30 protein-coding genes are annotated in these 20,549 nt (G+C 73.1%); 7 read left to right on the top strand and 23 right to left on the bottom strand.

What is annotated here, in order from left to right:
- The coding region (locus ACZ6Z8_RS30370) for a hypothetical protein (RefSeq protein WP_465613245.1) at nt 1-834 on the bottom strand (834 nt) is incomplete at its 3' end.
- A gap of 162 nt (nt 835-996) precedes the next feature.
- Between ACZ6Z8_RS30370 and ACZ6Z8_RS30375 the strand changes: the two genes are divergently transcribed.
- The gene (locus ACZ6Z8_RS30375) at nt 997-1,155 is read left to right on the top strand and encodes a hypothetical protein (protein WP_465613246.1); all 159 of its coding nucleotides are present in this window, start codon (nt 997-999) and stop codon (nt 1,153-1,155) included.
- 155 nt (nt 1,156-1,310) lie between these two features.
- On the opposite strand, the gene ACZ6Z8_RS30380 is transcribed toward ACZ6Z8_RS30375, so the two are convergent.
- The 20 genes from ACZ6Z8_RS30380 to ACZ6Z8_RS30475 form a co-directional block, all read right to left on the bottom strand.
- A complete protein-coding gene (locus ACZ6Z8_RS30380) occupies nt 1,311-1,619 on the bottom strand; it encodes a hypothetical protein (protein WP_465613247.1) in 309 nt (102 codons plus the stop codon).
- Between the two features lie 8 nt (nt 1,620-1,627).
- Nucleotides 1,628-2,014, bottom strand: coding sequence for a hypothetical protein (locus ACZ6Z8_RS30385; protein WP_465613248.1), 387 nt, complete (start codon nt 2,012-2,014; stop codon nt 1,628-1,630).
- Between the two features lie 66 nt (nt 2,015-2,080).
- Nucleotides 2,081-3,439 (bottom strand): hypothetical protein, encoded by a 1,359-nt coding sequence (locus tag ACZ6Z8_RS30390; protein WP_465613249.1) that lies wholly within the window; start codon nt 3,437-3,439, stop codon nt 2,081-2,083.
- The gene (locus ACZ6Z8_RS30395; RefSeq protein WP_465613250.1) at nt 3,436-3,861 is read right to left on the bottom strand and encodes a hypothetical protein; all 426 of its coding nucleotides are present in this window, start codon (nt 3,859-3,861) and stop codon (nt 3,436-3,438) included. Before ACZ6Z8_RS30395 ends, ACZ6Z8_RS30390 begins: the two co-directional genes overlap by 4 nt.
- A 277-nt stretch (nt 3,862-4,138) precedes the next feature.
- Nucleotides 4,139-4,633 carry a hypothetical protein gene (locus ACZ6Z8_RS30400; protein ID WP_465613251.1) on the bottom strand — a complete coding sequence of 165 codons (495 nt, stop codon included), beginning with the start codon at nt 4,631-4,633 and terminating at the stop codon, nt 4,139-4,141.
- Between the two features lie 65 nt (nt 4,634-4,698).
- Nucleotides 4,699-4,968: a hypothetical protein gene (locus ACZ6Z8_RS30405; protein WP_465613252.1), complete on the bottom strand. Its 270-nt coding sequence runs from the start codon at nt 4,966-4,968 to the stop codon at nt 4,699-4,701.
- Between the two features lie 178 nt (nt 4,969-5,146).
- Entirely contained in the window at nt 5,147-5,671 is a 525-nt protein-coding gene (locus ACZ6Z8_RS30410) for a hypothetical protein (protein ID WP_465613253.1), read from the bottom strand.
- A gap of 153 nt (nt 5,672-5,824) precedes the next feature.
- Nucleotides 5,825-6,289: a hypothetical protein gene (locus ACZ6Z8_RS30415; protein ID WP_465613254.1), complete on the bottom strand. Its 465-nt coding sequence runs from the start codon at nt 6,287-6,289 to the stop codon at nt 5,825-5,827.
- A 62-nt stretch (nt 6,290-6,351) separates the two neighbouring features.
- Nucleotides 6,352-6,651, bottom strand: coding sequence for a hypothetical protein (locus ACZ6Z8_RS30420; protein WP_465613255.1), 300 nt, complete (start codon nt 6,649-6,651; stop codon nt 6,352-6,354).
- Nucleotides 6,652-6,807: 156 nt separating this feature from the next.
- A complete protein-coding gene (locus tag ACZ6Z8_RS30425) occupies nt 6,808-7,206 on the bottom strand; it encodes a hypothetical protein (protein WP_465613256.1) in 399 nt (132 codons plus the stop codon).
- A gap of 34 nt (nt 7,207-7,240) precedes the next feature.
- Nucleotides 7,241-7,945: a hypothetical protein gene (locus ACZ6Z8_RS30430; RefSeq protein ID WP_465613257.1), complete on the bottom strand. Its 705-nt coding sequence runs from the start codon at nt 7,943-7,945 to the stop codon at nt 7,241-7,243.
- 101 nt (nt 7,946-8,046) lie between these two features.
- Nucleotides 8,047-9,060: a hypothetical protein gene (locus ACZ6Z8_RS30435; protein ID WP_465613258.1), complete on the bottom strand. Its 1,014-nt coding sequence runs from the start codon at nt 9,058-9,060 to the stop codon at nt 8,047-8,049.
- A gap of 199 nt (nt 9,061-9,259) precedes the next feature.
- Complete coding sequence (locus ACZ6Z8_RS30440; protein ID WP_465613259.1) at nt 9,260-9,739, bottom strand: hypothetical protein; 480 nt, start codon at nt 9,737-9,739, stop codon at nt 9,260-9,262.
- A 158-nt stretch (nt 9,740-9,897) separates the two neighbouring features.
- On the bottom strand, nt 9,898-10,104 hold the full coding sequence (locus ACZ6Z8_RS30445) for a hypothetical protein (RefSeq protein WP_465613260.1): 207 nt from the start codon (nt 10,102-10,104) through the stop codon (nt 9,898-9,900).
- A gap of 587 nt (nt 10,105-10,691) precedes the next feature.
- Nucleotides 10,692-11,297: a hypothetical protein gene (locus tag ACZ6Z8_RS30450; RefSeq protein WP_465613261.1), complete on the bottom strand. Its 606-nt coding sequence runs from the start codon at nt 11,295-11,297 to the stop codon at nt 10,692-10,694.
- A gap of 201 nt (nt 11,298-11,498) precedes the next feature.
- Nucleotides 11,499-11,984: a hypothetical protein gene (locus tag ACZ6Z8_RS30455; protein ID WP_465613262.1), complete on the bottom strand. Its 486-nt coding sequence runs from the start codon at nt 11,982-11,984 to the stop codon at nt 11,499-11,501.
- A gap of 103 nt (nt 11,985-12,087) precedes the next feature.
- Nucleotides 12,088-12,546, bottom strand: coding sequence for a hypothetical protein (locus tag ACZ6Z8_RS30460; RefSeq protein ID WP_465613263.1), 459 nt, complete (start codon nt 12,544-12,546; stop codon nt 12,088-12,090).
- 119 nt (nt 12,547-12,665) lie between these two features.
- The gene (locus tag ACZ6Z8_RS30465; protein WP_465613264.1) at nt 12,666-12,914 is read right to left on the bottom strand and encodes a hypothetical protein; all 249 of its coding nucleotides are present in this window, start codon (nt 12,912-12,914) and stop codon (nt 12,666-12,668) included.
- A gap of 132 nt (nt 12,915-13,046) precedes the next feature.
- Entirely contained in the window at nt 13,047-13,448 is a 402-nt protein-coding gene (locus ACZ6Z8_RS30470) for a hypothetical protein (RefSeq protein ID WP_465613265.1), read from the bottom strand.
- A gap of 228 nt (nt 13,449-13,676) precedes the next feature.
- Nucleotides 13,677-14,357 (bottom strand): hypothetical protein, encoded by a 681-nt coding sequence (locus ACZ6Z8_RS30475; protein ID WP_465613266.1) that lies wholly within the window; start codon nt 14,355-14,357, stop codon nt 13,677-13,679.
- Between the two features lie 218 nt (nt 14,358-14,575).
- Here ACZ6Z8_RS30475 and ACZ6Z8_RS30480 point away from each other — a divergent pair, with 218 nt between their 5' ends.
- From ACZ6Z8_RS30480 to ACZ6Z8_RS30500, 5 genes are all read left to right on the top strand, one after another.
- Nucleotides 14,576-14,773 carry a hypothetical protein gene (locus tag ACZ6Z8_RS30480; RefSeq protein WP_465613267.1) on the top strand — a complete coding sequence of 66 codons (198 nt, stop codon included), beginning with the start codon at nt 14,576-14,578 and terminating at the stop codon, nt 14,771-14,773.
- A 107-nt stretch (nt 14,774-14,880) separates the two neighbouring features.
- Entirely contained in the window at nt 14,881-15,255 is a 375-nt protein-coding gene (locus tag ACZ6Z8_RS30485; RefSeq protein ID WP_465613268.1) for a hypothetical protein, read from the top strand.
- Between the two features lie 162 nt (nt 15,256-15,417).
- A complete protein-coding gene (locus tag ACZ6Z8_RS30490) occupies nt 15,418-16,296 on the top strand; it encodes a hypothetical protein (protein WP_465613269.1) in 879 nt (292 codons plus the stop codon).
- Nucleotides 16,297-16,429: 133 nt separating this feature from the next.
- Nucleotides 16,430-17,086, top strand: a complete 657-nt coding sequence (locus tag ACZ6Z8_RS30495; RefSeq protein WP_465613270.1) for a hypothetical protein — start codon at nt 16,430-16,432, stop codon at nt 17,084-17,086.
- Nucleotides 17,087-17,267: 181 nt separating this feature from the next.
- Entirely contained in the window at nt 17,268-17,567 is a 300-nt protein-coding gene (locus tag ACZ6Z8_RS30500; RefSeq protein WP_465613271.1) for a hypothetical protein, read from the top strand.
- Between the two features lie 46 nt (nt 17,568-17,613).
- On the opposite strand, the gene ACZ6Z8_RS30505 is transcribed toward ACZ6Z8_RS30500, so the two are convergent.
- Nucleotides 17,614-18,063: a hypothetical protein gene (locus tag ACZ6Z8_RS30505; protein WP_465613272.1), complete on the bottom strand. Its 450-nt coding sequence runs from the start codon at nt 18,061-18,063 to the stop codon at nt 17,614-17,616.
- Nucleotides 18,064-18,104: 41 nt separating this feature from the next.
- Nucleotides 18,105-19,376 carry a hypothetical protein gene (locus tag ACZ6Z8_RS30510; RefSeq protein WP_465613273.1) on the bottom strand — a complete coding sequence of 424 codons (1,272 nt, stop codon included), beginning with the start codon at nt 19,374-19,376 and terminating at the stop codon, nt 18,105-18,107.
- A 647-nt stretch (nt 19,377-20,023) separates the two neighbouring features.
- Between ACZ6Z8_RS30510 and ACZ6Z8_RS30515 the strand changes: the two genes are divergently transcribed.
- Entirely contained in the window at nt 20,024-20,443 is a 420-nt protein-coding gene (locus ACZ6Z8_RS30515; protein ID WP_465613274.1) for a hypothetical protein, read from the top strand.
- Nucleotides 20,444-20,549: the final 106 nt, after the last annotated feature.

Raw genomic sequence — 20,549 nt, forward strand, 5'->3', positions numbered from 1 at the left:
CGGGGCGCCGGCGTTCTCCTCGGGGGCCTCCTCGTCCACCGGGAGGATCGGTCGGAGCGCCGCGCGGTCAGTCAGCCGTCGCCAGTTCTCGGCCAAGTCGAACTGGTACCCGCGCCGCTGGAGCATGTAGGCGACGATGTCGCGGTGCATGTCCATCACGTCGGAGTAGCTGACCCGGCTGGTCTCGGAGTCACCGTCGTGCACGGCACCGCAGCCGCACACCAGGGCGATTGTGACGGGCCCGTTGAGGTCGTGGATGAGGGCGACGCGGGTACGGACGGCGCAACCGGGGGCGGTGCCGGCGTCCTGGAGTGCGGCGGCCGGGTCGGCCGGGAGCGACGCGCGGTGGGTGGCGACGGCCACCACGGCGGCGTCCTGGCTCGTCAGGCCGTGGGCCACGCGGTGGTTGTTCAGCATCACGGACCAGACCCTGCCGGAGCCGAGGAGGGTGTAGGCGAGGTTGCCGGCGGTGGCGGTCCACCGGGTGTAGCCGTCCTGGGTGAGGGTCACGGCGTGCCGGGCGTTGTCGGCGATGACGGCGGCCTCCGCACGCTTCCGGGCGGTGCGCCGCTCGGACTGCTGGGCCTGGTACTCGGGGTCGGCCTCCCGGGCGGCGAGTTCGGCGTCGGCCTGCGACCGAACGGCTGCCAGTTCCTCGGCGGCGGTGCGGCGAGTGGTGCACGGGCGGCACCGGCGGCCCTTCGACAGCTGCTCCGCCGTGGGCTTGGCCCGGTAGTTGCCGCCGCACCACGTGCGGCTGGCGTCGGCGTCGAGGTCGTGCAGGGTGAGGACGTTCGGTTTGTTGCTGGCCACGACGGTGGTGTTGGCGTCCACGGGTCCGTCCGATCGGTCGTGGCGGGGGCCGGGTGCCCGCCGCCTTTCGATGACCTAAATCTATCGGAAGGGAGGTGGGAGGCAAGCCGAGGCGAGAACCACAGCGAGGAATCGGCGCGTGTGCGCCCCGGGGTGTCGGAGCACCGGGCCAAGATCACCCCCATGAACTGGCTCTTCTTCGCCGCCGGCATGGGGTGCGGCATCGCGCTCGGTGCCGTCGCCCTCGTCTTCTACGCCGGCATCACCGCCGCCATCGGCGGCCGGCGCACCTGGCCCGCCGCCCCACGGTCGTCGCTGCCCCGTCAGAACCCAGCCCCATGACGGCAGGTGGCCGGCCCCTTGGGGAAGGACGAGAAGGCGGGTCGGGGGCTCCGGTGTCGGCCTCGGGGGCTACTCTGATCCCTGGATGCGTGCCCGCACCCACTCATGGCGACGGCCCCCGTACCAACCGGTACGGGGGCCGTCGTCGTCCGCCGTCAGGATATGAGGGTGTAGTGGTCCGGGGCCTGCTCCGGCCGGTCGTAGTGCACCCCGCTGTCCTCCGAGTAGCGCGCGGGCTCGAAGCGGATGAGACCCACCTCGACCAGCCTCTTGGCCGCGCGCTCTATCGTGCGGACGCTGCACTCCAGCCGGTCCGCCGCGCGGGCCCGCGAGAGGTGCACCACGGGGTTGCGGCGGTTCAGGTAGCTGGCCCGGCGCAGGAGTACGAGGAGTTCACGGGCGGCGCCGACCAGGTGGACGTTGTCGGCGGTGGTGGTGACGGACGGTTCAAGGGTGGTCGTCATTGCCTCACCTAGTTGCAGTTGCCGGGACCGTAGATGTCGCGCCGGTAGCCCACGGCGCGAACCCGGGCCGGGGTGTCGTGGTGGCCCGGGACGAAAAGGAGCCGCATCTTCCCGCGCGCCAGCCGACTCGTATCCGGAAACCGTTTGCTGACGCACACTTTTGATGTTGCAGGTCGGGGGTCGTAAGTCAAGGTCTCGATCATGCACTTCGCCATGGCGAACCCCTGCGGGTCCTTCCGCCGGAGCCGTTCCAGCTGCCGTACGGCGGCCGGGTCCATGACGGCCGGCATTCCCTCGACGGCCGGGGCCTGCGCCCTGGCGCCGGCGGGGACGCGGCGGGGCGCCGGTTGGGTGGCGGCCCGGGCGGTCCCGCGCGTGGTGCGCTTGCTGCTCATCCTCGTGTCCTCTCGTGGGTGTGCGGGTGGGCCCGGCTGGCGGTCCGGCCGGGCCCTGGTGGTCCGTCAGCTGGGCGGCCAATCGCCGTCGTAGCCCCACGCCGTGGGGTCCTCGCCGTCGCCGGCGTAGTCGTCTCCCTCGTCCTGGTCCTCGTCATCGACCCCTGCGCCGGTGTCGCCGTACAGCCCTGCGCCGTTGTTGATCTCCTCCTTCACCTGCGCGTCGAGGCGGTCCAGGGCGTTCGCGGTGACATACGAGGGCGCCTCCTCGATCGACTGCCCGTGCTCCTGGGCGAAGCGGGCGCGCGCCGCCTCCTCCGTGATGCCGAGGTACTCGACGGCGGCCGCCAGGTACTGATCGACGACCCCGACCGGTACGTCGGGAGCACCGGGGTGGAGGTCGACCGGCGGCGGCCGCAACATCGGGTCGTAGCCCGGGTTCTCGTCGGCGTCGGCGGCCGCCGGGGGAACCGGCTTTACGGGCATGCCTGCGGCCTCCTGCGTCCGCCGGGTACGAGCCGCGGCTTCCGCGCCGAGGTCGTGGTAACGGCGGCGCAGGTAGGTCAGGAGGGGTTCGCGCTCTCCGGTGTCGTACGCGGTCACCGGGTCGTCCAGGAGCCCGTACCGGAACGCGGTGCCCTTGATCTCGGCCAACCGGTCCTGCGTGCGGGCGTCACGGGCGGCGGCCGCCGCTTCCTGGGCCACCGGGGTGGTCCCGTCGTACTGCACCGGGCTGGGGAGGTCTTCCCATCCCTCGACCGGGTTTCCGTCCGCGTCGACGATTGCGCCCAGTTCCTCGGGCACGTAGAGGATGCCGAGCAGCGCCTCCACGCAGGCGCGGCGGGCACACTCGACCACGGCGCGGGCGTAGAGCATCGCTTCGGTGTAGAGCTGCCACGTCGTCGGACGGTCCCGGCTGTCGAGCGCGACGGGCACGCCGTTGACGATGCTCATCAACCCGGCCTTGCGGGCCTTGAGCCAGTCCCACGTGACCGTCGTGGTGCGCCCGGTATCGGCCCGGGTGATCCGGACCGTCTCCGACGTCGGCCCCGACCACGCTTCGAGCCGGTGGCCGGCCTTGCGGACCAGGGAGGCGATGAGCGCGGCCGACGCGGACGGCTTGCCCTGGATGATGTGGATCTGGGAGAGCGCGGTGATGGGGCGGATGCCCAGCGACTCGGCGATCTCGTAGACGAAGAAGACGTTGGACGGGTTGCCCTTGTACCCCCGGTCGACGAACGTCGACTTCGCCATGCGCTCGCACCACAGCCAGCGGGCGTTCTGGGAGAGGACGGCGTTCGGGGTCTGTGCGGCCGGTGCGATGATCCGGGGTGACCGGTACGGGCGGGCGCGCAGCGGTCGGCGGGCGGTGGGGCGCCCCCCGCCGGTGCGGCGGGGGGCGGTGCGGGTGGTGGTCACGCTCACGCGGCGACCGCGACGCGGGCGGGGGCGACCGGGGTCAGACCGGCGAACGCGCGCTCCCAGCGGGCGACGACCGCGCGGCGGGCCATCTCCTTCTTGCTCTTCGACGGCTGTCCGTTCTTGAGGACCATCGGGCGGCCGCCGGGGCGGTAGGTGGCCAGGGCCACCAGGAGGCGGACGGCGTTGGTGGCGATGTCGAACACCTGCACCGCGCGGGCCCGGCCGTGGCGCTTGGTCCACGTGGTGATGGTGGGGACGGCCCCGGCGGCGGCCGCCGCCTTGGTGATCTGACCGGCGTAGTTGTCGGCCATGGCGCCGAGGTTGTTGGCGGCCATGATCTCGGCGGTGGTGACGGCGGTCGGGGTGGCCGCGACGCGGGCGGCGGCGGTCTTGCGGAATCGACGGGCGCGGGGGCTGAACTGCATGATGGTCTCGCCTTCTCGTTCTTCGCGGTTCGGGTGGGTGTTTCACCGGCGGCGGGGGGCTGGCACCCCCCGCCGCTTTCGATGACGTAAATCTATCAGACCAGGGGTCTGAGGCAAGCTCGGGCCGAGGATCAATTCCGCCCGGAGCCAGGCAGTTTGCGGACCCGGGGTGCGTACGGCGCATCGGCCCCGGCCGGTGCGCCCGGCGCCGGCCGCCTGCGGCCCCTCGCGCCGTACCGCCGCAGCGACGGAGATACGGCACGACGGCGGCCCGTCCCTACTCCTCGGCGGCCGGCGGCCACACCGGGGCGTACTCGCTCGGGCCCGGCTCCTGCCAGCCGTTCATGGCGGCCTGGTGCTCCAGCCGCCGGCGGCCGGCGGCGGTGTGGCGGGCGCAGGCGAAGTGCCTGCCGAGGGGGGTGCTCGTCCACGGGCCGCGCCCGGCGTCGTCCCCGCGCCCCTCCTGGGTCACGCACTCCTTGCACCGCCCGCCGCCCGCGACGTGGACGAACACGGTCTCGGCTCCGGGGTTGCGGACGACGAGGGCATGGGGGAGGGCGGCGGCCGTCGCGAACGCGCGGCGCCAGGCGCCGGCGAAGTCGAGGGGGCGCCAGGCCGGGCACGGGCCGTCGTGCTCCTCGGGCGCCTGGGCGTCGTTGGCGCACGCTAGGACGACGTAGCGCCAGGTGGTGGCGCCGGAGTCCAGGGAAGCGGCGATGTCGACAGGCGGGGCCGTGATGGCCGGTATGGCCATGGGGTCGGTGGTCTCCACGGGAAGGTTCTCCTTCGGTGTTCGGGGCGGGGCCGGGCCGGCGGTTCCGGCCCGGCGACGGCGGGTCAGCCGACCAGCAGCAGCGCGCGCATGGCGAGGGAGCCGGCGCGAACGGCGGTTGTGCGGCTCACCCGGCGGCCGGCGGCGACGCGGGCCACGGCGGCCGCGACGGCGGCCGGCGTGAGTTCGGCGGCCGGCAGTCCGTCGAGGTGCGGGGCGATGTGCCGGGCGTGGGCGGCCCGGGCCTTCTCCAGTGCGGCCGGGGTGTAGCCGAGGGTGGGGGCGACGTCGGCGAGCAGGTCGCCGATGGTGGCGGGCGCAGCAGTGGCGGTCATCTTCGTTCTCCCTCGTCGGAAGGCCCGGCCGGCCGTTCCGGCCCGGCGCCTTTCGATGACCTAAATCTATCAAGCAAGGCAGGCGAGGCAAGCTCGGCCGGAAACGCGGAAGGGGCGCCCGAGGGCGCCCCGAAGGGTGTGGCCGGGGTGCGGGTGCCGCACCCCGGCCCACGGGTTCCTAGTCGCCGCGCGGGGCGCCGCAGGTGCACGCCAGTGCCTCCCGGGCGTACCGCTCCCGGTTGGCCTCCACGCGCACCTCGTGCACCGCTATCTGTGCCATGTGGAGGTCCTGGAACACCGTGGCGAGCGTCTGCGCGATCTCGCGGCCCGCCTGCATCCAGTCACGATCCATCGCCATGGCGGTCTGTCGCTCCCAGGCCGGGCACCTGATCCAGGCGTGCTCGGTCACCTCGCTGCGGCTGGTCGCCCGGCACTGCGGCAGGCCGTCCGCGTCGACGGCCGGGAGGTCGGCGGCGGCGACGACGCGGGCCAGGTGCTCGACCGCGTCGCAGCGCCAGCGCGAGGGGTGGTCGGGCAGGGTGCCGATCGTCGAGACGAACCCGAAGTGGCCGTTGCTGCCGGTGTAGGCGAAGGTCCATCCGAGGAGCGCTCCGTCCACGACGGCCTTGCGGAACGCCGTCGCGGTGGGCACCTCGCGGGTGACGGCATCCCGGGCCTCGCGTGCGTTCGTGATCTCGGTCATCTGCCTTCTCCTTTCCGTCGCCCGGGGCCTGTCCCGCCGGGCCTTTCGATGACCTAAATCTATCAAGCGAGGCAGGCGAGGCAAGCTCGCAACCCGCCGTGGCGCCGTACCCCCGTGATGACGGGGGTACGGCGCCACGGCGGGGAGACGGGCCTATCGGCGGGGCGCGATGATGCCGTCCAGCCAGGCGGCGTTGAGGGCCACGAGGTCGGCGGCCGGCGGTACGACCGGCCCGGGGCCGTCGTTGCGGCCGATGTGGGCATCCCAGGTGGCGCAGGTGGCCGCGTCCCGGGCGGCCGGACCGCCGGGCCCGCCCGTGATGCGCGCGGTGTCCCAGGCACAGCAGTAGACGCACTCGCTCGGGGCGTGGAGGGTGCGGCGTGACCGCAGGCGCGCAGCGGTGGTCAGGTCGAAGGCGGCGTTGGTGTGGTCGGGGAGCACGACGTCGGCCAGGTATCCATCCGCCGTGATGTACCCGTACCCGCCGGCGTCGATCCGGAAGAGGTAGCCGAGGAGGCCACCGGCGACGTCCTGGCTCGCCTCCCACCCGGAGGTCTCGGGGTGGAACGCCTCGACCACGGCGTATGCGAGGTCGATGTTGAACGTGCTGCTGGGCATCGGGGGTTCTTCCCTTCGGGGCGAGGGTTCGGCCCCGGGGGGGTGCCCCGGGGCCGGGCTGGTCAGCAGTCGGCGGCGGCCGGGTAGCTGTCTTCGTCGGGCGCCTCGTTGGCGTCGTAGAGGCGGTGGACGATCGCGGCGGCCTCGTCGGCGCTGCGGGCGTTCACGCCGTACGACTCGAAGCCCTCTCCGAGCAGAGCGACGGTCAGGGCGTCGCTGGTGCTCGCGCACGCCGGTTCCGGCAGGACGCGGACGACGTCCATGCCGGTCGCGGTCACCTGGATGGCGACCCGCATCGGCTGGTCGGCGAGCGGCGCCGGGGTGACGAGGGCGGCGGCGGCGATCAGGCGCAGCAGGAGCACGTGGTTCTCCTCGGGGTGGTGGGGCGGCGGGCCCGTTGCCCACCGCCTTTCGATGACCTAAATCTATCCCATGAGGCGCCTGAGGCAAGCTCACCCACAGCCGTAGCCCCGTGGTGCCGTATCCCCGTCGACACGGGGACACGGCACCACGGCCGGCTACCTGCCGGCCGTGAGGTCGGCCCTGGCGTAGTTGTGGAAGTCGTCGCTGACCGGGAAGTCGACCGGGCCCTCGACCCGTGCGCACACCCAGGTGCTCACCGGGCCGGGCGACTCCTGGCGGCCGCTCAGCCACCGGTAGACGTCGGGCTGGACCTCGAAGAGGGCGCCGTCCTCGTCCTCGGCGAAGAACTCGCTGCTCCCCCCGAACCCGGCGTCGTCCGCGTACTGCCACACGCTGACCAGGTACACGCCCGTCTGGTCGTGGATCAGGCCGAAGACGGCCCGGACGTCGGTGTCGCTGTAGCCGTTCCCGAACCGGCCGTGCAGGTCGGCGATCGGCGCCGGCAGATCCGGCGTGCGTTCGCCGGGCGTGGCGGGGGGCGGTGTGCTGGTCATCGGTCGGTCCTCCTGGGATTGTGCGGCGGCGGGTCTACTGGGCCGTGAACTTGTCGCAGCACAGCCGCTCGAACACCGGCGTGTGCTCGCGGCGCAGGCAGCCGCAGGTCCGGCACACGCCGCCGAGCCAGATGGCCGGCACGGCGTGGATGTACTTGGAGTACCGGTCGCCGTAGTGGCCGACCGCGTCGACGAGCACCACACCCTGGGCGTCGACCATCACGCTGTTGCCCGTGCGCAGGTCGTAGCGCAGCCCGCTGACGACCACCGTCCGGGAGTTGCCCGGCGGGGTCTTGGTGCAGCCATGGTTGGTGATCGCGTACACCTCGTACGTGTCGTTGGTGAGCGTCTGGTCCAGGTCCTCTTCGGTGACCGGGGTCAGCGGGCCGAGGGTGCTCATCGGGCCGCGCCAGCCCCAGGTGCCGGGGCGCACCACCAGGGAGCGGTGCGGGCCGTCCTCGTACTGCCACGCCGCACGGAACCGGTCCGACTCGGCGTAGACGGCGCGGTGGTAGGCGTTGCGGGCGGCGTCGTCGAGCGGGAGGGGGTGGCGGGTGACCGACACCCCCTCCCGGCCGCCTCGGACCAGGAAGCCGGTCGTGCGGCCCCGCCACGGCTCGGCGGGGTGTAGGGCGGTGGCGGGGATGCCGGCTTTCCTCAGAGCGCCGGCGACCAGGTGGCGGGCCAGGGCGTTGACGTCCGGCAGGGTGCCGGCGGGGGTGTGCAGAGTGTTCGTCATCTCGGGGGTTCTCCTCGTGGTGCGGGCCGCCCCGTGCCGCCGCCGGACCGGCGGCGGCACGGGGTTACGGGCCTACGGGCCTACGGTGGTACGGCGGCCGGTCAGCGGGCGGTGGTGTCGGGCGCGGTGCCGTCGATCGCGGAACCGGCCCGGTGGGCGACGAGGAAGGTGGTCTCGGGCCCCTGCTCGATCCGCTTGCGGCGCCGCAGCTCCTCCGCCCACGCCTCGTCGGTCGCGCGGTAGCGGGTCAGCTTCTCCACCGCGCGCTGCACGGCCTCCGCCTCCCCGGCGTCCTGGGCGGAGCGCAGCGCCGTCGCCAGCTCCTCCAGGGCTCCGGCGTCCTCGGCCGCGACACCGGCCAGGCGGGCATAGCGGATCATCGAGGCCCAGCACGCGCGCAGGCCGTTCGCGCTGACCGTGGCGTCGCCCGCCTCCCGGGCGTACAGCTCCATGCCCTGGCGCTCCGGCTCCCGTCCGGCGGCGGCGAGGGCCGGGCCGACGACCAGCGCGAGGGCCTCGACCAGGGCGCGGCCCTTGGCCAGTTGATCGGTGGTCAGCCAGGCGGCCGGGTCGGCGCTGACGCGGTCGCTGGCCGTACGCTCGGTCCTCGCGACCCTCGCCGCCTGCTTCACCCACTCCTCCCGGGTCGGCCAGTCGCGCCGCCGGGGGGCGGCCGGGGCCGCGTCCAGGGCGGTGCGCAGCCTGGCCGCGCGGACGGTCCGGTTCAGCTCCACCAGGTCGTCGAAGGAGGCCGGCTTCCTGCCCTTACGGCGCGGGTGCGGGACCGGCGCCGGTCGGCGGTCCGTTCCCTCCGCCAGGGCGGCGGCCTGGGCGATGAGCTCGGCGCAGCAGCGGTTGCAGTCGACCGGGGCGTGGACGGTCGTACGGCGGTCCCCGGCGGCGAACGCGGCGGCCATCGGGGCCTCGCTGGGGAAGACGTCGGACAGGACGCCCTCGCTGGAGAGGTAGGCGTACCAGCCGCGGACCCGGAACTGGTAGCCAGCCAGGCCGCCGACGCCGTAGAACGCTTCGCTCCCGTCAGCGTCGGGGTAGAACTCGCCGATCAGCTTGCTGGCGAGGCCGTGGGTCAGTCGGTGGGTGATGGTGCTGGGCATGGGCGTCCCCCTGGTCGGGCATGCCGGCGGGGGCCTGTTGCCCGCCGCCTTTCGATGACCTAAATCTATTGCAAGGGAGTGGGGGAGGCAAGCCGTTGCGCAGGTCCCGCAGACCCTGGCGAGGGCCTGCACCACCCGGCGGAAGAACGCCGGCCGGGCCGCCGCGAGGGCGACCCGGCCAGGGTGGGGTGATGGAGCGTCAGGACTCCTCGGACGCCAGAAGCCATGCCTTGACCTCATCGGCCCTGCCCACGGCGAGGAGCAGGCGGGCGACGGCCATGACCTCCGGGGCTTCCATGTGTGGGGCGAGGCGGGCGATGGCGTCGGGCTGCGTCAGCGCCTCGGTGACCAGCGCGAGGGCGTGCGAGAGGGTGTTGGGGCCAGGGTCCGGCCGGACGAGGTCGCCGGGGTGGGTGAAGGTGGTCCGACGCACGGTCTCTCCGTCGCCGGCGTAGAGCTGCCTGCCGGACCACCCGGCGGCCGAGAACGCCTTCGTCACGATGCCGGCCATCTCGGCAACCTCGGCAACGCTGCGGTGCGCGGCCTGGTAGTGGGCCATGACGACCTCCTCGTGGTACGTGAACTTGACCAGGATCGAGGTCGTCTTGGGCAGCTCGCTCAGCGCGCGGGCGATCGGGGCGGCGGCGTCGAGGATGATGTCCGCACGCTGGTCGGCCATGTCGTCTCCCTGGGTCTTCGGCGGGCCGGGCGCCCGCCTTTCGATGACCTAAATCTATGCGCACTCTGGGGGCGAGGCAAGCTGGCCTCCACCTGTCCGCGAAGGCGCAGATGCCTCCGCCCGGGGTGTCGTGTGGCACCCCGGGCGGAGGCGGCGGTTCAGTGCTGCGGGAACGGCTGGTGGAACATTCCGACCAGCTCGACGTCAGGGTTCGCGCCGATTCGGCCGCAGCACGCGACGGCGTCGGCGTAGTTGTCGCGCCCGGTGTCGCCAAACACCCTCTCGCCCGGGATCTCCTCGCCGTCGACGTCGACGTGCTTCCACCGCACGGTGTAGATGCCGCGCTTGGCCAGGCGGACCGCCATGATGCCTCCCCTTGCTCGCGGGCGGGGTCTGCACCCCCGCCCTTTCGATGACCTAAATCTATCGATCGCGAGGGAGGGAGGCAAGCTCGGGAAGGCTCCGGAGCCCGACAGGAGATTCAGCGGCGCGGGCTGAGTGCAAGAGATGTGATGACCCGGGCCTTCTGGGTGCGTCCGCTCGTTAGTGGCGGCATGGAGCGCATTTCATTCGGCAATGACCAGATCCCTCGTTGGGAGCCGTGCACCTCGTGCTCGTGCTGTTCCTGGGATGGTTGCCACAGCGGCCCGGGCGGGGACTGCCCCGAGCGTGACGACGGGTCGGGCACCGGATGCCCGTGTACGGACTCGTACTGAGCCCCCGCCCGGAGAGTCGGGCGGTGGGACCGCCCCCGGTGCAGCCGTCATGAAACCGTGGCACGCGGGCTGCGGGGGCGACTCCGGCCCAACACCGGCGCCCGATGGCCACGATGCCGGCCAGCCGGGGTTCGCGAAGAGCGCCTGCGGCACGCCGGCGGGCGGCTGGCGAACACGACGGCGCCCCCTGTCCCGCTGGTGGGCGGGTCAGGGGGCGCCGATGAACTTTTTCCCCGTCAGGCCGATGTGTCCGGGTTCAACTTGCCGTCCTTGGTCAGGCGGGGCGTGCCCAGGGAGTTGGGCTTCTTGCCCCACGCGAGCAGGGTCGACTCAAGCCAGCCCGGCACCGGGCCGCCCCGGCGCTCCGCGCCCGGCTCGGGTGCGGGGACGATCTCGCCGTGGCGGTTGAAGTAGTAGTCGGGTGCGGGGAACGGGGGGACGGTCAGCTCCGGCTTCCAGGCCCACTGTCGCGCCGTCTCCACCTTCACCCCGAACATGGGGCCGATCAGGCGGGTGCCGAGGACCCGCTTGCCCGAGGGCGAGCGGTAGTCACCTTCGGGTAGGCGCCCGCGCGTCGGCGGCGGTGTTGGATCGCCCTTCCGGTCGATCCGGCCCTTGCTGCGCAGCGCCGCGCGTACGACGGCGTCCGGGTAGCGCCGGCCGCCCTGCGAGCGGGGGAGGATCTTCGAGGGCTCACCGAACAGGCCGGCGGACGCGTAGTCCTTCACGGTGCCGAGCGGCACCCCGTACACCTTCGCGATCTCGTCGATGTTGCGGTCCTTGCCCGGCGGCGTGGTGCGCTTGCCGGCGGCCGCCGCGCCCTTGGGCGTGGGGGTAGTCATGAGCGTGCCTCCGAGGTTCAGCATCGTATCTCTGTCCTAAGTCTATGGCCCGCCGGGCGGGCGGGCGTGGATGGGGTCGTACGCGGGTTCTACGGGGGCCAGGCGGCCCGATCTCGAATCGAATGACGCGCAACGCCAAGTATTGCGCCGCAACCCCGTAGGCGGGCGCCTACGGGGTTGCGGTTCTACGGCTCTGCGGCCTTACGGGGCGACGGCGGCACGGGCGCGGAAGGCGACGTTGAACTCGGCCAGCAGCTGCACGGTCGCCATGCCCAGCGCGCGCTCCTGCTGGGCGACGTGCTCCGGGTAGACGTCGGCGGCCAGCGAGTGCTCCGGGCCCTCCTCGGGCCCGTGTACCAGGACGGCCGTCTCGGTTAGCAGGCACGCCCAGCAGTCGGCGGGCAGGTGCGGCGTCGTCCACTGCTGCACCCGGTGCGCCTCCTCCAGGTCGAAGAGCGAGCGACGGCGGTACACCTCGCGCTTCTCGGCGACGACCCCGGCGGCGGTCACGTAGCCGAAGTGGAAGCCGAGGTGGTCGGCGAACGTCCACCCGATGACCACTCCCGCCGGTGACCTGACCTCCTCGAAGTCGGTCGCGCGGCCGGTGTACGGGCGGCCGTCGATCGAGCCCATGTCGCCCCTCGGGCGCAGCCGCTCGACGACCTCGGCGGCGGTGAACTGGTCCATGGTGGTGCCCCTCCTGCGGTTCGGTGGGCGCCGCCCGGGGTGGGCGGCGCCGGTTGGTCCTGCGGCCCCGGGGGCCCGCCGTGGCGGGCCCCCGGGCGGGTGGTCACCCGTTCTGCTGCTGCTCCCGCGCCTGCTGCTCCTCGTACCAGCCCACCGGGAACTGCCGGGCGTAGTCCTGGCGGGCCTTGGCGGGGTCGAGGCACCAGCCGCACGCCCGCCAGGCGCCGCGCTCGGCGTCCGGTGCCATGTCGGCGGGGGAGTTGACCTTCTGCACGACCCCCCGTCCGCACCGGCTGACCGACGTCATGTGCCACCGTCCCTCGCGGCGCTCGGCCCACAGCGCGCCGGGGATGGCGGGCCACCAGTTCGACGTCCACGGCTGGGCGAGGATGTGGGCGGTCAGCGGGCCGTACTCGGTGCCGTCCCATCCCCATCCCTCCGGCGCGTCGACCGGGGGCATGACCACGGCGGCCGGGGTCTCGGCGTCGAGGCCGAGGAGGTGCAGCACCTCACGGTCGGTGTTCGGAACCTGGAGCGGGTGGATTCCCTCGGTGGCGTCCATCGGGTCACCTGCCTTCCATGTCGCGGCGGCGGGCCCGTTGCCCGCCGCCTTTCGATGACCTAAATCTATATGGGCCTGGTGGGTGAGGCAAGCTCACCCACCAGGCCCGCGTGGGGGTTTCAGGCGCTGGCGCGCATCGGCGAGAGCGGGGCCGTCCAGGTTCCGTACCGGCCCTGCGTCCAGGTGCCGACGAGGTAGCCGGCGTTGAACAGCGCGGCGCCGGCGGCCTCGAGGTCGTCGGCCGGCCAGTCGCCGGCCGGGCCGGACACGCCGGCGTACCGGTCGATGATCAGCGTCACCTCGCGTTCCTGCGGGTCGAAGGAAGCGGAGTAGGTGGCGGTGGTGGTGGAGCTGCGGTCGGTGCTCATCAGGGGTCTCCCATCGGATCGGATCGGGGTGGGGCCGGCCGGTCGGCCGGCCGGCCCCGGGGCGGGGTCAGGCGGGCCGCAGGCGGGAGCCGCGGGGCGGTGCGCCCCGGCGGCCGGGGCGCACCGCCTGCGCTACGCCTTGCCGCAGGTGGGGCACTCCTCCGCCGGGGCCCCGGCGGACGCGCGGGCCTTCGCCGCGTGGATGCGGTCGTAGACCCGGCTCCAGGTCGGCAGGCTCCACAGCCGCAGTCGCTTGCCCTGGGCGGCCACGTGCTCCACTCCCTCGTGCAGGCTGGCGAAGGTGATGTAGTCGCCGGTGACGAGGTCGACGGTGCTCCACTCCGAGCCGCTGGAGTGCACGATCTGGACGATGCCGAAGCCCACGCCCTTGCCGTTGCGGACCGTCGCCTGGGAGAGGCGCGGGCCTTCGCTGGTGGCGTGGACCCGGGCCTCGACGCTCCACCTTCCGATGCGCTGGATCTCGATGCGGGCCGGAGTGTCCAGCCAGTGGGTGGCGGTGGTGGTGGCGTCCATGGGGCCTCTTCCTCGGTGCGGGGCGGCGGGCCCGTTGCCCGCCGTCTTTCGATGACCTAAATCTACGCCGCGAGGTGCCTGAGGCAAGCTCGCCCACGATCCGGGCGAGGGCTGCGCGGCGGACCCGTGGTGCCGGGATGGCCGGCGTGCCCGAGGCGGCGTCAGGCGGCCCGCAGGCGGGCGGTGCGGGTGCGCCCCGGGCACCGTTGCCCGGGGCGCACCTCCTGGTCACGCGTTGCGGTAGCCGGTGACGTCGATGCCCGCGTGGCGGGCGGCGGCCGCGACCAGCGCCACCTGGCGGACCGCCGTGCCGTGCGTCAGCCCGCTGCCGACCAGGGTGTTGATGGTGCTGCGGAGGAGGTCGGCGGTCAGGTCCGTCACGCTGACGTGGTCGAGGTGGCGGGCGACGTACTTGTTGTGGCGGCGGACGTAGTTGCGCTGGGTCTGGCCCACCGCCAGGGCGTCCAGGTGCTCGGCGATGTACGCCGCGACCGTGCCGGACGCGGGCTCCTCGGTGCCGTTCTCGTCTCCCTCGGCCGGGGCGCCCGGGGTGGTCGCCCCGGCGGCGTCCTCGCCGTCCTCGTCGTCCAGCTCCAGCGTCGGCATGACCGGGACGATCTCGCCCTCGGCGGCCGGGGCGTGGACGATCTTGAACTCGGCGGGCTCGACGTCGATCTCCAGTTCCGGCAGCTCGGCCGGGGTCAGCTTGTCGGCGCTGTAGTGGTACGCCTGCTTCGCCCCGTCCTTCTTCACCGCGTAGGTGCGGGCCCCGTCCTGCCACCGGGTGCCGTGGCCGGTGACGACTCCCTCGGCGCCCGACGAGGTGATGATCACCCGGTCGCCGATGATGTACGCGTCGACCTCGGCGTTGATCTTGATCTCGGTGTTGGCGGCGGCGGTGGCGTTCATGATGTGTCCCTTCGGTTGTCGTCCGGGGCCGTTCCCCTTTCGATGACCTAAATCTATGCCATGAGGCGCCTGAGGCAAGCTCAGGGCCGAAATCGGTCCGACACTTCCCGCCGCACCGCCCCTGGGCTGCCAGCTTGCCTCGCCTCCCTCGCGACATAGATTTACGTCATCGAAAGGCGGGGGTGCGGAACCCCTGCAGGAACCGGGAGGGGGCAGGGATGAGCACCACCACCGCCGAGGCCGGCGTCCGGACCCACGACAGGGAGTGCGTCGACTGCGGCGCAACCACCGACCAGGCCGGAGCCGAGTGGGACTGGCACGGCCAGTACTGCGACTACGAGTGCGAGAACCGGTGCGCGAGCTGCTGGGAGACCGCGCAGGACAACGGCGTGCGCTGCGTGTTCGGCGGCGAATGACGGGACCGGGGGGTGAGCTTGCCTCGTCCCCCAGGTCGGAATAGATTTAGGTCATCGAAAGGCGGCGGGCAACCGGCCCGCCGCCCCCACACGAGGAGGACGGTCAGATGGACGCCACCACGACCCCCACCACCGACATCGCCAAGCTGCTCGCCGAGGTCATCGAGATCACCGGCGACGTGTGGCCGGAGGCGACCAGCCTGGTGTTCGACACCGATGGGTGCTTCTTCAACGCCTGCTACGCCCCCAACGGCAACGGCTGGGCCACCGCCCCGGTCGGGCGGGGCGTGAGCGACGACGACCGCGTGGACGCCATGAACGAGCTTTCCGACATCGCGCAGCGCATCACCTCGGAGGTGATCTCCCGTCACAAGCGCCAGGCCGCCGGTGGCTGGGAGATCCAGGTGTTCATGTCGGAGGGACGGGCCCCGGTCCTGGTTGAGGTGTCCGGGGAACTGCTGCTGGAGATCACGTTCGGCTAGGCCGGAGCGGCCGGGGCGCCCGGAAGGGCACCCCGGCCCCCTCGCCGTGGCCCCGTACCTCCGTGGCCCCGCGCCCCCGTCAACACGGGGCCACGGCACCCCGGGCCGCCCGCCGCCACGGGCTTACGATCACGCCCAGGACGCCAGGAAGGACCCCACCCCATGAACGCAGGGACCGGCTGCGACCGGCACCCACACGGCCCGGTCGACCACGACGCACCGCCAGGCGCCGGCCGCTGCCTGCGATGCAACGTCCTCGCCCGCCGACCCTGGGTGCGGCGGGAGATGCCCGAGGGGCCGCCCGACCCGGGCGACGCCGTGTGGTTCCCCGCCCCGCGCCAGGGCGGCCGCCCTGTGGACGAGGGCGACCCCGCCGACGCCGTGTGGACCCCGCCGCCCCGGACCGCCCCGGCCGCCCACTACGACGGCCCGCCGCCGACCTCCACCGGCTGCGCCCAGCACCCCGGCGGGCCGGTCGATCCCGCCGCCCCCGAAGGGTGGGGCACCTGCCTCTTCTGCAACGACCGCCGGCGGCAGCGGGGGCAGCGGCCGGCCGCGCGGGTCGCCCCGCCGTCCGGCTACGACGGGCCGCCGCCGACCTCCACCGGCTGCGCCCAGCACCCTGGCGGGCCGGTCGACCCTGTCGCCCCCGAAGGGTGGGGCACCTGCCTGCTCTGCAACGGCTACCGCAGGCGCGGCTTCCGCAGTGCCGTGCCCGAAGGCGTGGCCGTCGAACTGGTGCAGTTCCGTATGCCCCGGCCGCAGCGGCTCGCGGAGCGGCACGAACAGCTCGCTCGCGAGGAGAGCGAGCGCCTCGAAGCCCTGTACGCCCTGATGCCCCACCTGCGAGCAATCGACGAGCGCATGGCCGCCCGCCGGGCCGCCGACGAACAGAAGATCCTCGACCGCGCCGAGGAGCTCGACCACCGCGTCGACCCGGACACGGCCAGGCGCCGGCGGACCCAGCGCCTGGCCGAGGAGCGGGCGAAGGCGGACCGGGCGGCACGCGGCGCCGGCGGGGGGCCCAACCGCCGGCCGTAGGCCCGTGTCGACGGGGCCCCGTACCCACGGTGGTACGGGGCCCCGTCGCGTTCCATCTCACCGCCGAGCTTGCCTCCCCTCCCTCCTTCGATAGATTTAGGTCATCGAAACAACCCTGAGGGAGGGCAGGTCAATGGACGCCACCTACACCGTGACCACGGCCGCGTACGGCGCCGCCGTCAAGAGGTACGAAATGAAGAGCGAAGAGGCCCGCAGCGTCATCGTGCAGGCCCTTGAGGAGGGCTACCGCGCCGAGGTGACGCGCGGCCGGTCGGTCATCCTGCGCTGGCCCGCCCCGGGCGCGCACGACGAAGTGGAGGTGTTCGGCTTCCCCGCCACCAGGCCCGCCCAGGCCGAGGAGATCGAGCGCATCCGCATGACCTCCGTCGCGGCCACCTGGCGCCGCGCCGAGCGGGGGGCGAAGGGGCTGATCATCTCGTGGGTCTTCTCCGACATCCCGCCCGCGCGCTCCGCCCGCCTGGTGGAGAAGGGGTTCGTGGAAGCCCCGGAGGAAGGCGCCCCGGTGGTCCTTACCCTGGCCGGCCTCGTCGCCCTGGTCGACGTCCAGCACTCGGTGCGCACCACGGAGCCGAGGGGCTACTACCACCCCGAGCCCAGCTTCTCCGCCGGCCGCAACGTCGGCGGCCGCAGGGGCGGCCTCCTCCACGACAGGACCAGCACGGCGGTGTGCACCTGCGGCTGGTCGAAGCCCGGCGAGGACCGCGACGACGCCCGGGCGATGGCCCGCGCCCACCGGGGCGAGGCGCTGGCCGCCCTGCTCGGCGCCTGACGCCAGGTCACTCCGGTGCCCGGACCGCTCCCGGCGGTCCGGGCACCGCCGCCTTCCCGCCCCCGTGTCTGCCCGTTTCGGCCCGAGCTTGCCTCAGGCACCTCATGGGATAGATTTAGGTCATCGAAAGGGAGTGGTCCGGGAACGGCCCGGACCGCCCCGGTACCGAGGGAGAGGCCCCATGGACGCCACCACCGCCGCCCGCACCGCGAACGCGAGCGCCACCACGATGCAGATCGTCCGACTGGCCGAGCGGATCGGATTCACCGTCACCCAGCACGAGCCGTTCGGCGGGTCGTACTACTTCGGCCTCGACATGAAGCAGGGCGCGGACAGCATGTTCGGCACGGTCACGGTGGGCGCCAAGACCGGGCGCATCCTCCGGGCGCAGCTCATCGCCCACAACGGCGCGAAGCCGGTGAACTACAAGGGCTCCAACGCCATCCGCAAGGCGCTGGAGGCCATGCTCCCGGCCGCGTAGCGGGCCGCACCGTCCGGGCCCGGGCCGCCACCACGGCGGCCCGGGCCTACGCGCCTGAGGCCGCCTCCCACCCGGTCACGGCGGCCCGGAGCGGACCGGCGTCGAAGTGCGCCTCACGGATCGGTCCGCCCGGAACCCCGTGGTGCCACCGCTCGCTGAAACTCACCGCGACCTGCGCCGGAGCCAGGTAGCTGCCGACGCACCAGGAGTCGAGAGGGACCGGGGAGGTGGGCAGCATCTGCCGGTCGAGCGCGGACACCTCCCAGCCGTAGAGGTGCGTCCACATCAGGCCGACGCCGTACGGCCAGCAGCCGCGCCGAGGGCCGCCGATCCAGATGACCGGGGTGGCGTTCACGGCGGCCTCGTCGTACGCGATCCAGCCGTAGAGATGCCCGTCGACGGAGTCGGCCCGCGAGGTGGTCGGCGGGAGGTCCCGGGCGGCGAGGAGCCGCGCGACGGCCTCGACGTAGGAGTGGTGGGGGAGCTGAGCGTCCACACGGGCATTCTCGGGGCCGCAGGGCCCCGCCTGACGCCCGGTCACGCCGGCACCTGGGCGGCGCGCCACGCAGCGGCCGCCGCCGCTGCCGCCGCCGCGTCCCGCTGCGCATCCCGGTAGCACGCCTTGCACATGCCGTCGTCCGGCACGGGCGTCCCGGCCGGGAACGGCTCCGCGCAGTCCACGCAGTAGGCCCTGTCGTCCGCGGCTCCGGTCCGGGGGCCCGGTACCCCGCCGGAGCCGCCCGCGCTGCGCCTGCGGCCGTCCTGGGCCCGCATCGCGCACGTCCGGCACGGCGCGTCGGTGTCGATCATCCGCCCGTCCTCGCATCCCCGGTCCGGGCAGCGGCCGGCGCGCACCAGGGCGACGGCGATCCCCACCCCGCTCTCCACCGGTTCGCCGGCGTCCCGGCCCTCCACCTTCGACGACCAACCGTGCTCCACCCACCGCCGCTCGATCCGGGCGACCAGCTGCTCCGGGGTCCGGCGCTCCAGCTGCTCCCGGATCAGGTCGCCGAGGGGGTTGTTCGGGACCGTCTTCGGCAGCGGCCGGGGGCCGCCGCGCAGGGCGGCCGGAAGGGCGGCCACGACCGCGTCGTACCCGGCCTTGGCCTTCGCCGACATCCTGGGCCGCCGCGTCGTTCCCGCCGCGCCGCCTGCGGCGCCTGTCGCTCGCGCGGTACGGCCTGTAGAGGCCCTACGGGCGGACGGGGGCGCTGCGCGCCCAGGGGGCGCATCGTCTTCTCTCGTCTTCTGGCTGACCGTCTTCTTATTGACTCGGGGGCTGGCCGAGTCCCGGTCAAACCCCGAGTCGGTCGCGACGTCGCTATTTGCCGCGTTTTCGCAGGTCAGGACCGAGTCCGGGTTTTCCAGGAGTCGGTCGGGGCCCGTGAAACCGAGCTTCTCGCGGCGCTTGGCCGCCTTCGCGCGGGCGGCCGGCGTCGGCTCGATCACCTCGACCCGCAGGGCTCCGGGATTCTCCTCCCGGACGGTGGTGAGGAGGTCGTCGATCTCGTCCCGGGCGGCCGGGGTGTCGTACACCACCACCTCGGTCGTCCAGTGCCCGCCGGCGCCCATCAGCCGCACCTTGACGACGTACCGGGCGACCTGCAGAAGGCCCATGGCCCCGGCCATCGCGTCCTCGCCGTACCCGTACTTCCGGCCGACGTCCTTGAGGGTGATCTCCCACCCGTCGCGGTGGCGGAGCAGGACGACGAGGAGGGCGAGGGCCATGAAGTCGAGGTGCTCGGCGTCGTCGACAGACTCGTTCGGCGTGGACACGAACCGGACCGGCCGGCCGCTGCGCTTCCTCACGGCGACACCGCCGACCGGGCGGCCGTGACGTGGGTCACCAGCGCAGGGTGGAATTTGGGTGTGGCAGTGCGTACCGTAGCCATAGCTACGCGACGCTCCTCTCCGGGCAAGGGATAGGGGAGCGGACGACCGTCGGAGACATCCGGTCCGGTCACCCGATAGGCCCTCACGTCCTGTGGGGGCCTACGTGGTTTTCGGGGCCGCATCCGGCCCCTGTGGTGCTCCGCTCACCCACCGCCCCGGCTGGATGCCGGGGAACCCGTGATGGCGGTATCCCGTGATCCAACCACACGCCGCCCGGCCGGGTCACGCTCGCCCGACAGGGTGTCACTCCCGTAACTCCGTACACACGGATCGCCGTATCTACGGTTCTGCGACGCCCGCGCGGGGGCCGGGGAAGTGGTGCTGGTGGTGGTGTTGCTAGTGCTCGAACGCCAGGTCAGCGCCCGTGAGAGCCGGTCCGGGCGCCCCTTTCTGATCACCCGTCCCGTCTCCCGAACGGGTAGACGCGCGGCGCACCGGCAGGTTGCAGGTGCCGGCCAGGGATTTCCCCGGCGGCCGGTTCGGACGTGACAGGCCGCCCCTCCATGAGTAGATTTAGGTCATCGAACGGGTGCTTTCGCCCCGTTCCGACCCGTGGAGGCGTCATGCCCCAGAGCGACCACGGGCCCGAGGCTGATCACGTCCGGGCCCACACCGTGGCCACCCTGGCCACCCTGGCCATCAGGCACGCGGCCATGTACGACGCGACGATGAATTTTGCCGCCGAGCTCACCGCAGCCGAGATGGCGGCCGGCCGCAGATCCGCCCTCTATGCCGGCCTCCTTGCCAACGTCATGGAGGGGGCCGGCGACCCCGAAGGAGCGGACTGGGCCGTCCGGATGCGGCACGCCGTCCTCGAGCAGCGGGCGAGGGCGGAGGAGGTGGTCGACGCGTTCGCCGGCATCCCCGGCATCGTCACCGACGCGCCGGCCGACGACCTCCTCGCCGTCGCCTGCCGCCTCCTCGACGCGACCCGGTTCTACGCCCCCGTCGTCGACGGGCGTCCCGTCTCCGCCGCCGCCTGACCGCAGCCGGTGGCAACCCCGGCCGGCGCCCGCCGGACCGGACCCGAAAGGAATCTGGCATGTCCCTGCAAGGAACTGGCAAGACCAAGCCCCGGCCCACGCCCGC

It is taken from the genome of Kitasatospora sp. NPDC101108, from assembly GCF_055584725.1.

Excerpts from the sequence above, each read along its gene's own strand:
- ACZ6Z8_RS30375 (WP_465613246.1), top strand. The coding sequence starts at position 997 with ATGAACTGGCTCTTCTTCGCCGCCGGCATGGGGTGCGGCATCGCGCTC.
- ACZ6Z8_RS30380 (WP_465613247.1), bottom strand. The coding sequence starts at position 1,619 with ATGACGACCACCCTTGAACCGTCCGTCACCACCACCGCCGACAACGTC.
- ACZ6Z8_RS30385 (WP_465613248.1), bottom strand. The coding sequence starts at position 2,014 with ATGAGCAGCAAGCGCACCACGCGCGGGACCGCCCGGGCCGCCACCCAA.
- ACZ6Z8_RS30395 (WP_465613250.1), bottom strand. The coding sequence starts at position 3,861 with ATGCAGTTCAGCCCCCGCGCCCGTCGATTCCGCAAGACCGCCGCCGCC.
- ACZ6Z8_RS30405 (WP_465613252.1), bottom strand. The coding sequence starts at position 4,968 with ATGACCGCCACTGCTGCGCCCGCCACCATCGGCGACCTGCTCGCCGAC.
- ACZ6Z8_RS30410 (WP_465613253.1), bottom strand. The coding sequence starts at position 5,671 with ATGACCGAGATCACGAACGCACGCGAGGCCCGGGATGCCGTCACCCGC.
- ACZ6Z8_RS30415 (WP_465613254.1), bottom strand. The coding sequence starts at position 6,289 with ATGCCCAGCAGCACGTTCAACATCGACCTCGCATACGCCGTGGTCGAG.
- ACZ6Z8_RS30425 (WP_465613256.1), bottom strand. The coding sequence starts at position 7,206 with ATGACCAGCACACCGCCCCCCGCCACGCCCGGCGAACGCACGCCGGAT.
- ACZ6Z8_RS30430 (WP_465613257.1), bottom strand. The coding sequence starts at position 7,945 with ATGACGAACACTCTGCACACCCCCGCCGGCACCCTGCCGGACGTCAAC.
- ACZ6Z8_RS30435 (WP_465613258.1), bottom strand. The coding sequence starts at position 9,060 with ATGCCCAGCACCATCACCCACCGACTGACCCACGGCCTCGCCAGCAAG.
- ACZ6Z8_RS30440 (WP_465613259.1), bottom strand. The coding sequence starts at position 9,739 with ATGGCCGACCAGCGTGCGGACATCATCCTCGACGCCGCCGCCCCGATC.
- ACZ6Z8_RS30445 (WP_465613260.1), bottom strand. The coding sequence starts at position 10,104 with ATGGCGGTCCGCCTGGCCAAGCGCGGCATCTACACCGTGCGGTGGAAG.
- ACZ6Z8_RS30450 (WP_465613261.1), bottom strand. The coding sequence starts at position 11,297 with ATGACTACCCCCACGCCCAAGGGCGCGGCGGCCGCCGGCAAGCGCACC.
- ACZ6Z8_RS30455 (WP_465613262.1), bottom strand. The coding sequence starts at position 11,984 with ATGGACCAGTTCACCGCCGCCGAGGTCGTCGAGCGGCTGCGCCCGAGG.
- ACZ6Z8_RS30460 (WP_465613263.1), bottom strand. The coding sequence starts at position 12,546 with ATGGACGCCACCGAGGGAATCCACCCGCTCCAGGTTCCGAACACCGAC.
- ACZ6Z8_RS30465 (WP_465613264.1), bottom strand. The coding sequence starts at position 12,914 with ATGAGCACCGACCGCAGCTCCACCACCACCGCCACCTACTCCGCTTCC.
- ACZ6Z8_RS30470 (WP_465613265.1), bottom strand. The coding sequence starts at position 13,448 with ATGGACGCCACCACCACCGCCACCCACTGGCTGGACACTCCGGCCCGC.
- ACZ6Z8_RS30475 (WP_465613266.1), bottom strand. The coding sequence starts at position 14,357 with ATGAACGCCACCGCCGCCGCCAACACCGAGATCAAGATCAACGCCGAG.
- ACZ6Z8_RS30480 (WP_465613267.1), top strand. The coding sequence starts at position 14,576 with ATGAGCACCACCACCGCCGAGGCCGGCGTCCGGACCCACGACAGGGAG.
- ACZ6Z8_RS30485 (WP_465613268.1), top strand. The coding sequence starts at position 14,881 with ATGGACGCCACCACGACCCCCACCACCGACATCGCCAAGCTGCTCGCC.
- ACZ6Z8_RS30490 (WP_465613269.1), top strand. The coding sequence starts at position 15,418 with ATGAACGCAGGGACCGGCTGCGACCGGCACCCACACGGCCCGGTCGAC.
- ACZ6Z8_RS30495 (WP_465613270.1), top strand. The coding sequence starts at position 16,430 with ATGGACGCCACCTACACCGTGACCACGGCCGCGTACGGCGCCGCCGTC.
- ACZ6Z8_RS30500 (WP_465613271.1), top strand. The coding sequence starts at position 17,268 with ATGGACGCCACCACCGCCGCCCGCACCGCGAACGCGAGCGCCACCACG.
- ACZ6Z8_RS30515 (WP_465613274.1), top strand. The coding sequence starts at position 20,024 with ATGCCCCAGAGCGACCACGGGCCCGAGGCTGATCACGTCCGGGCCCAC.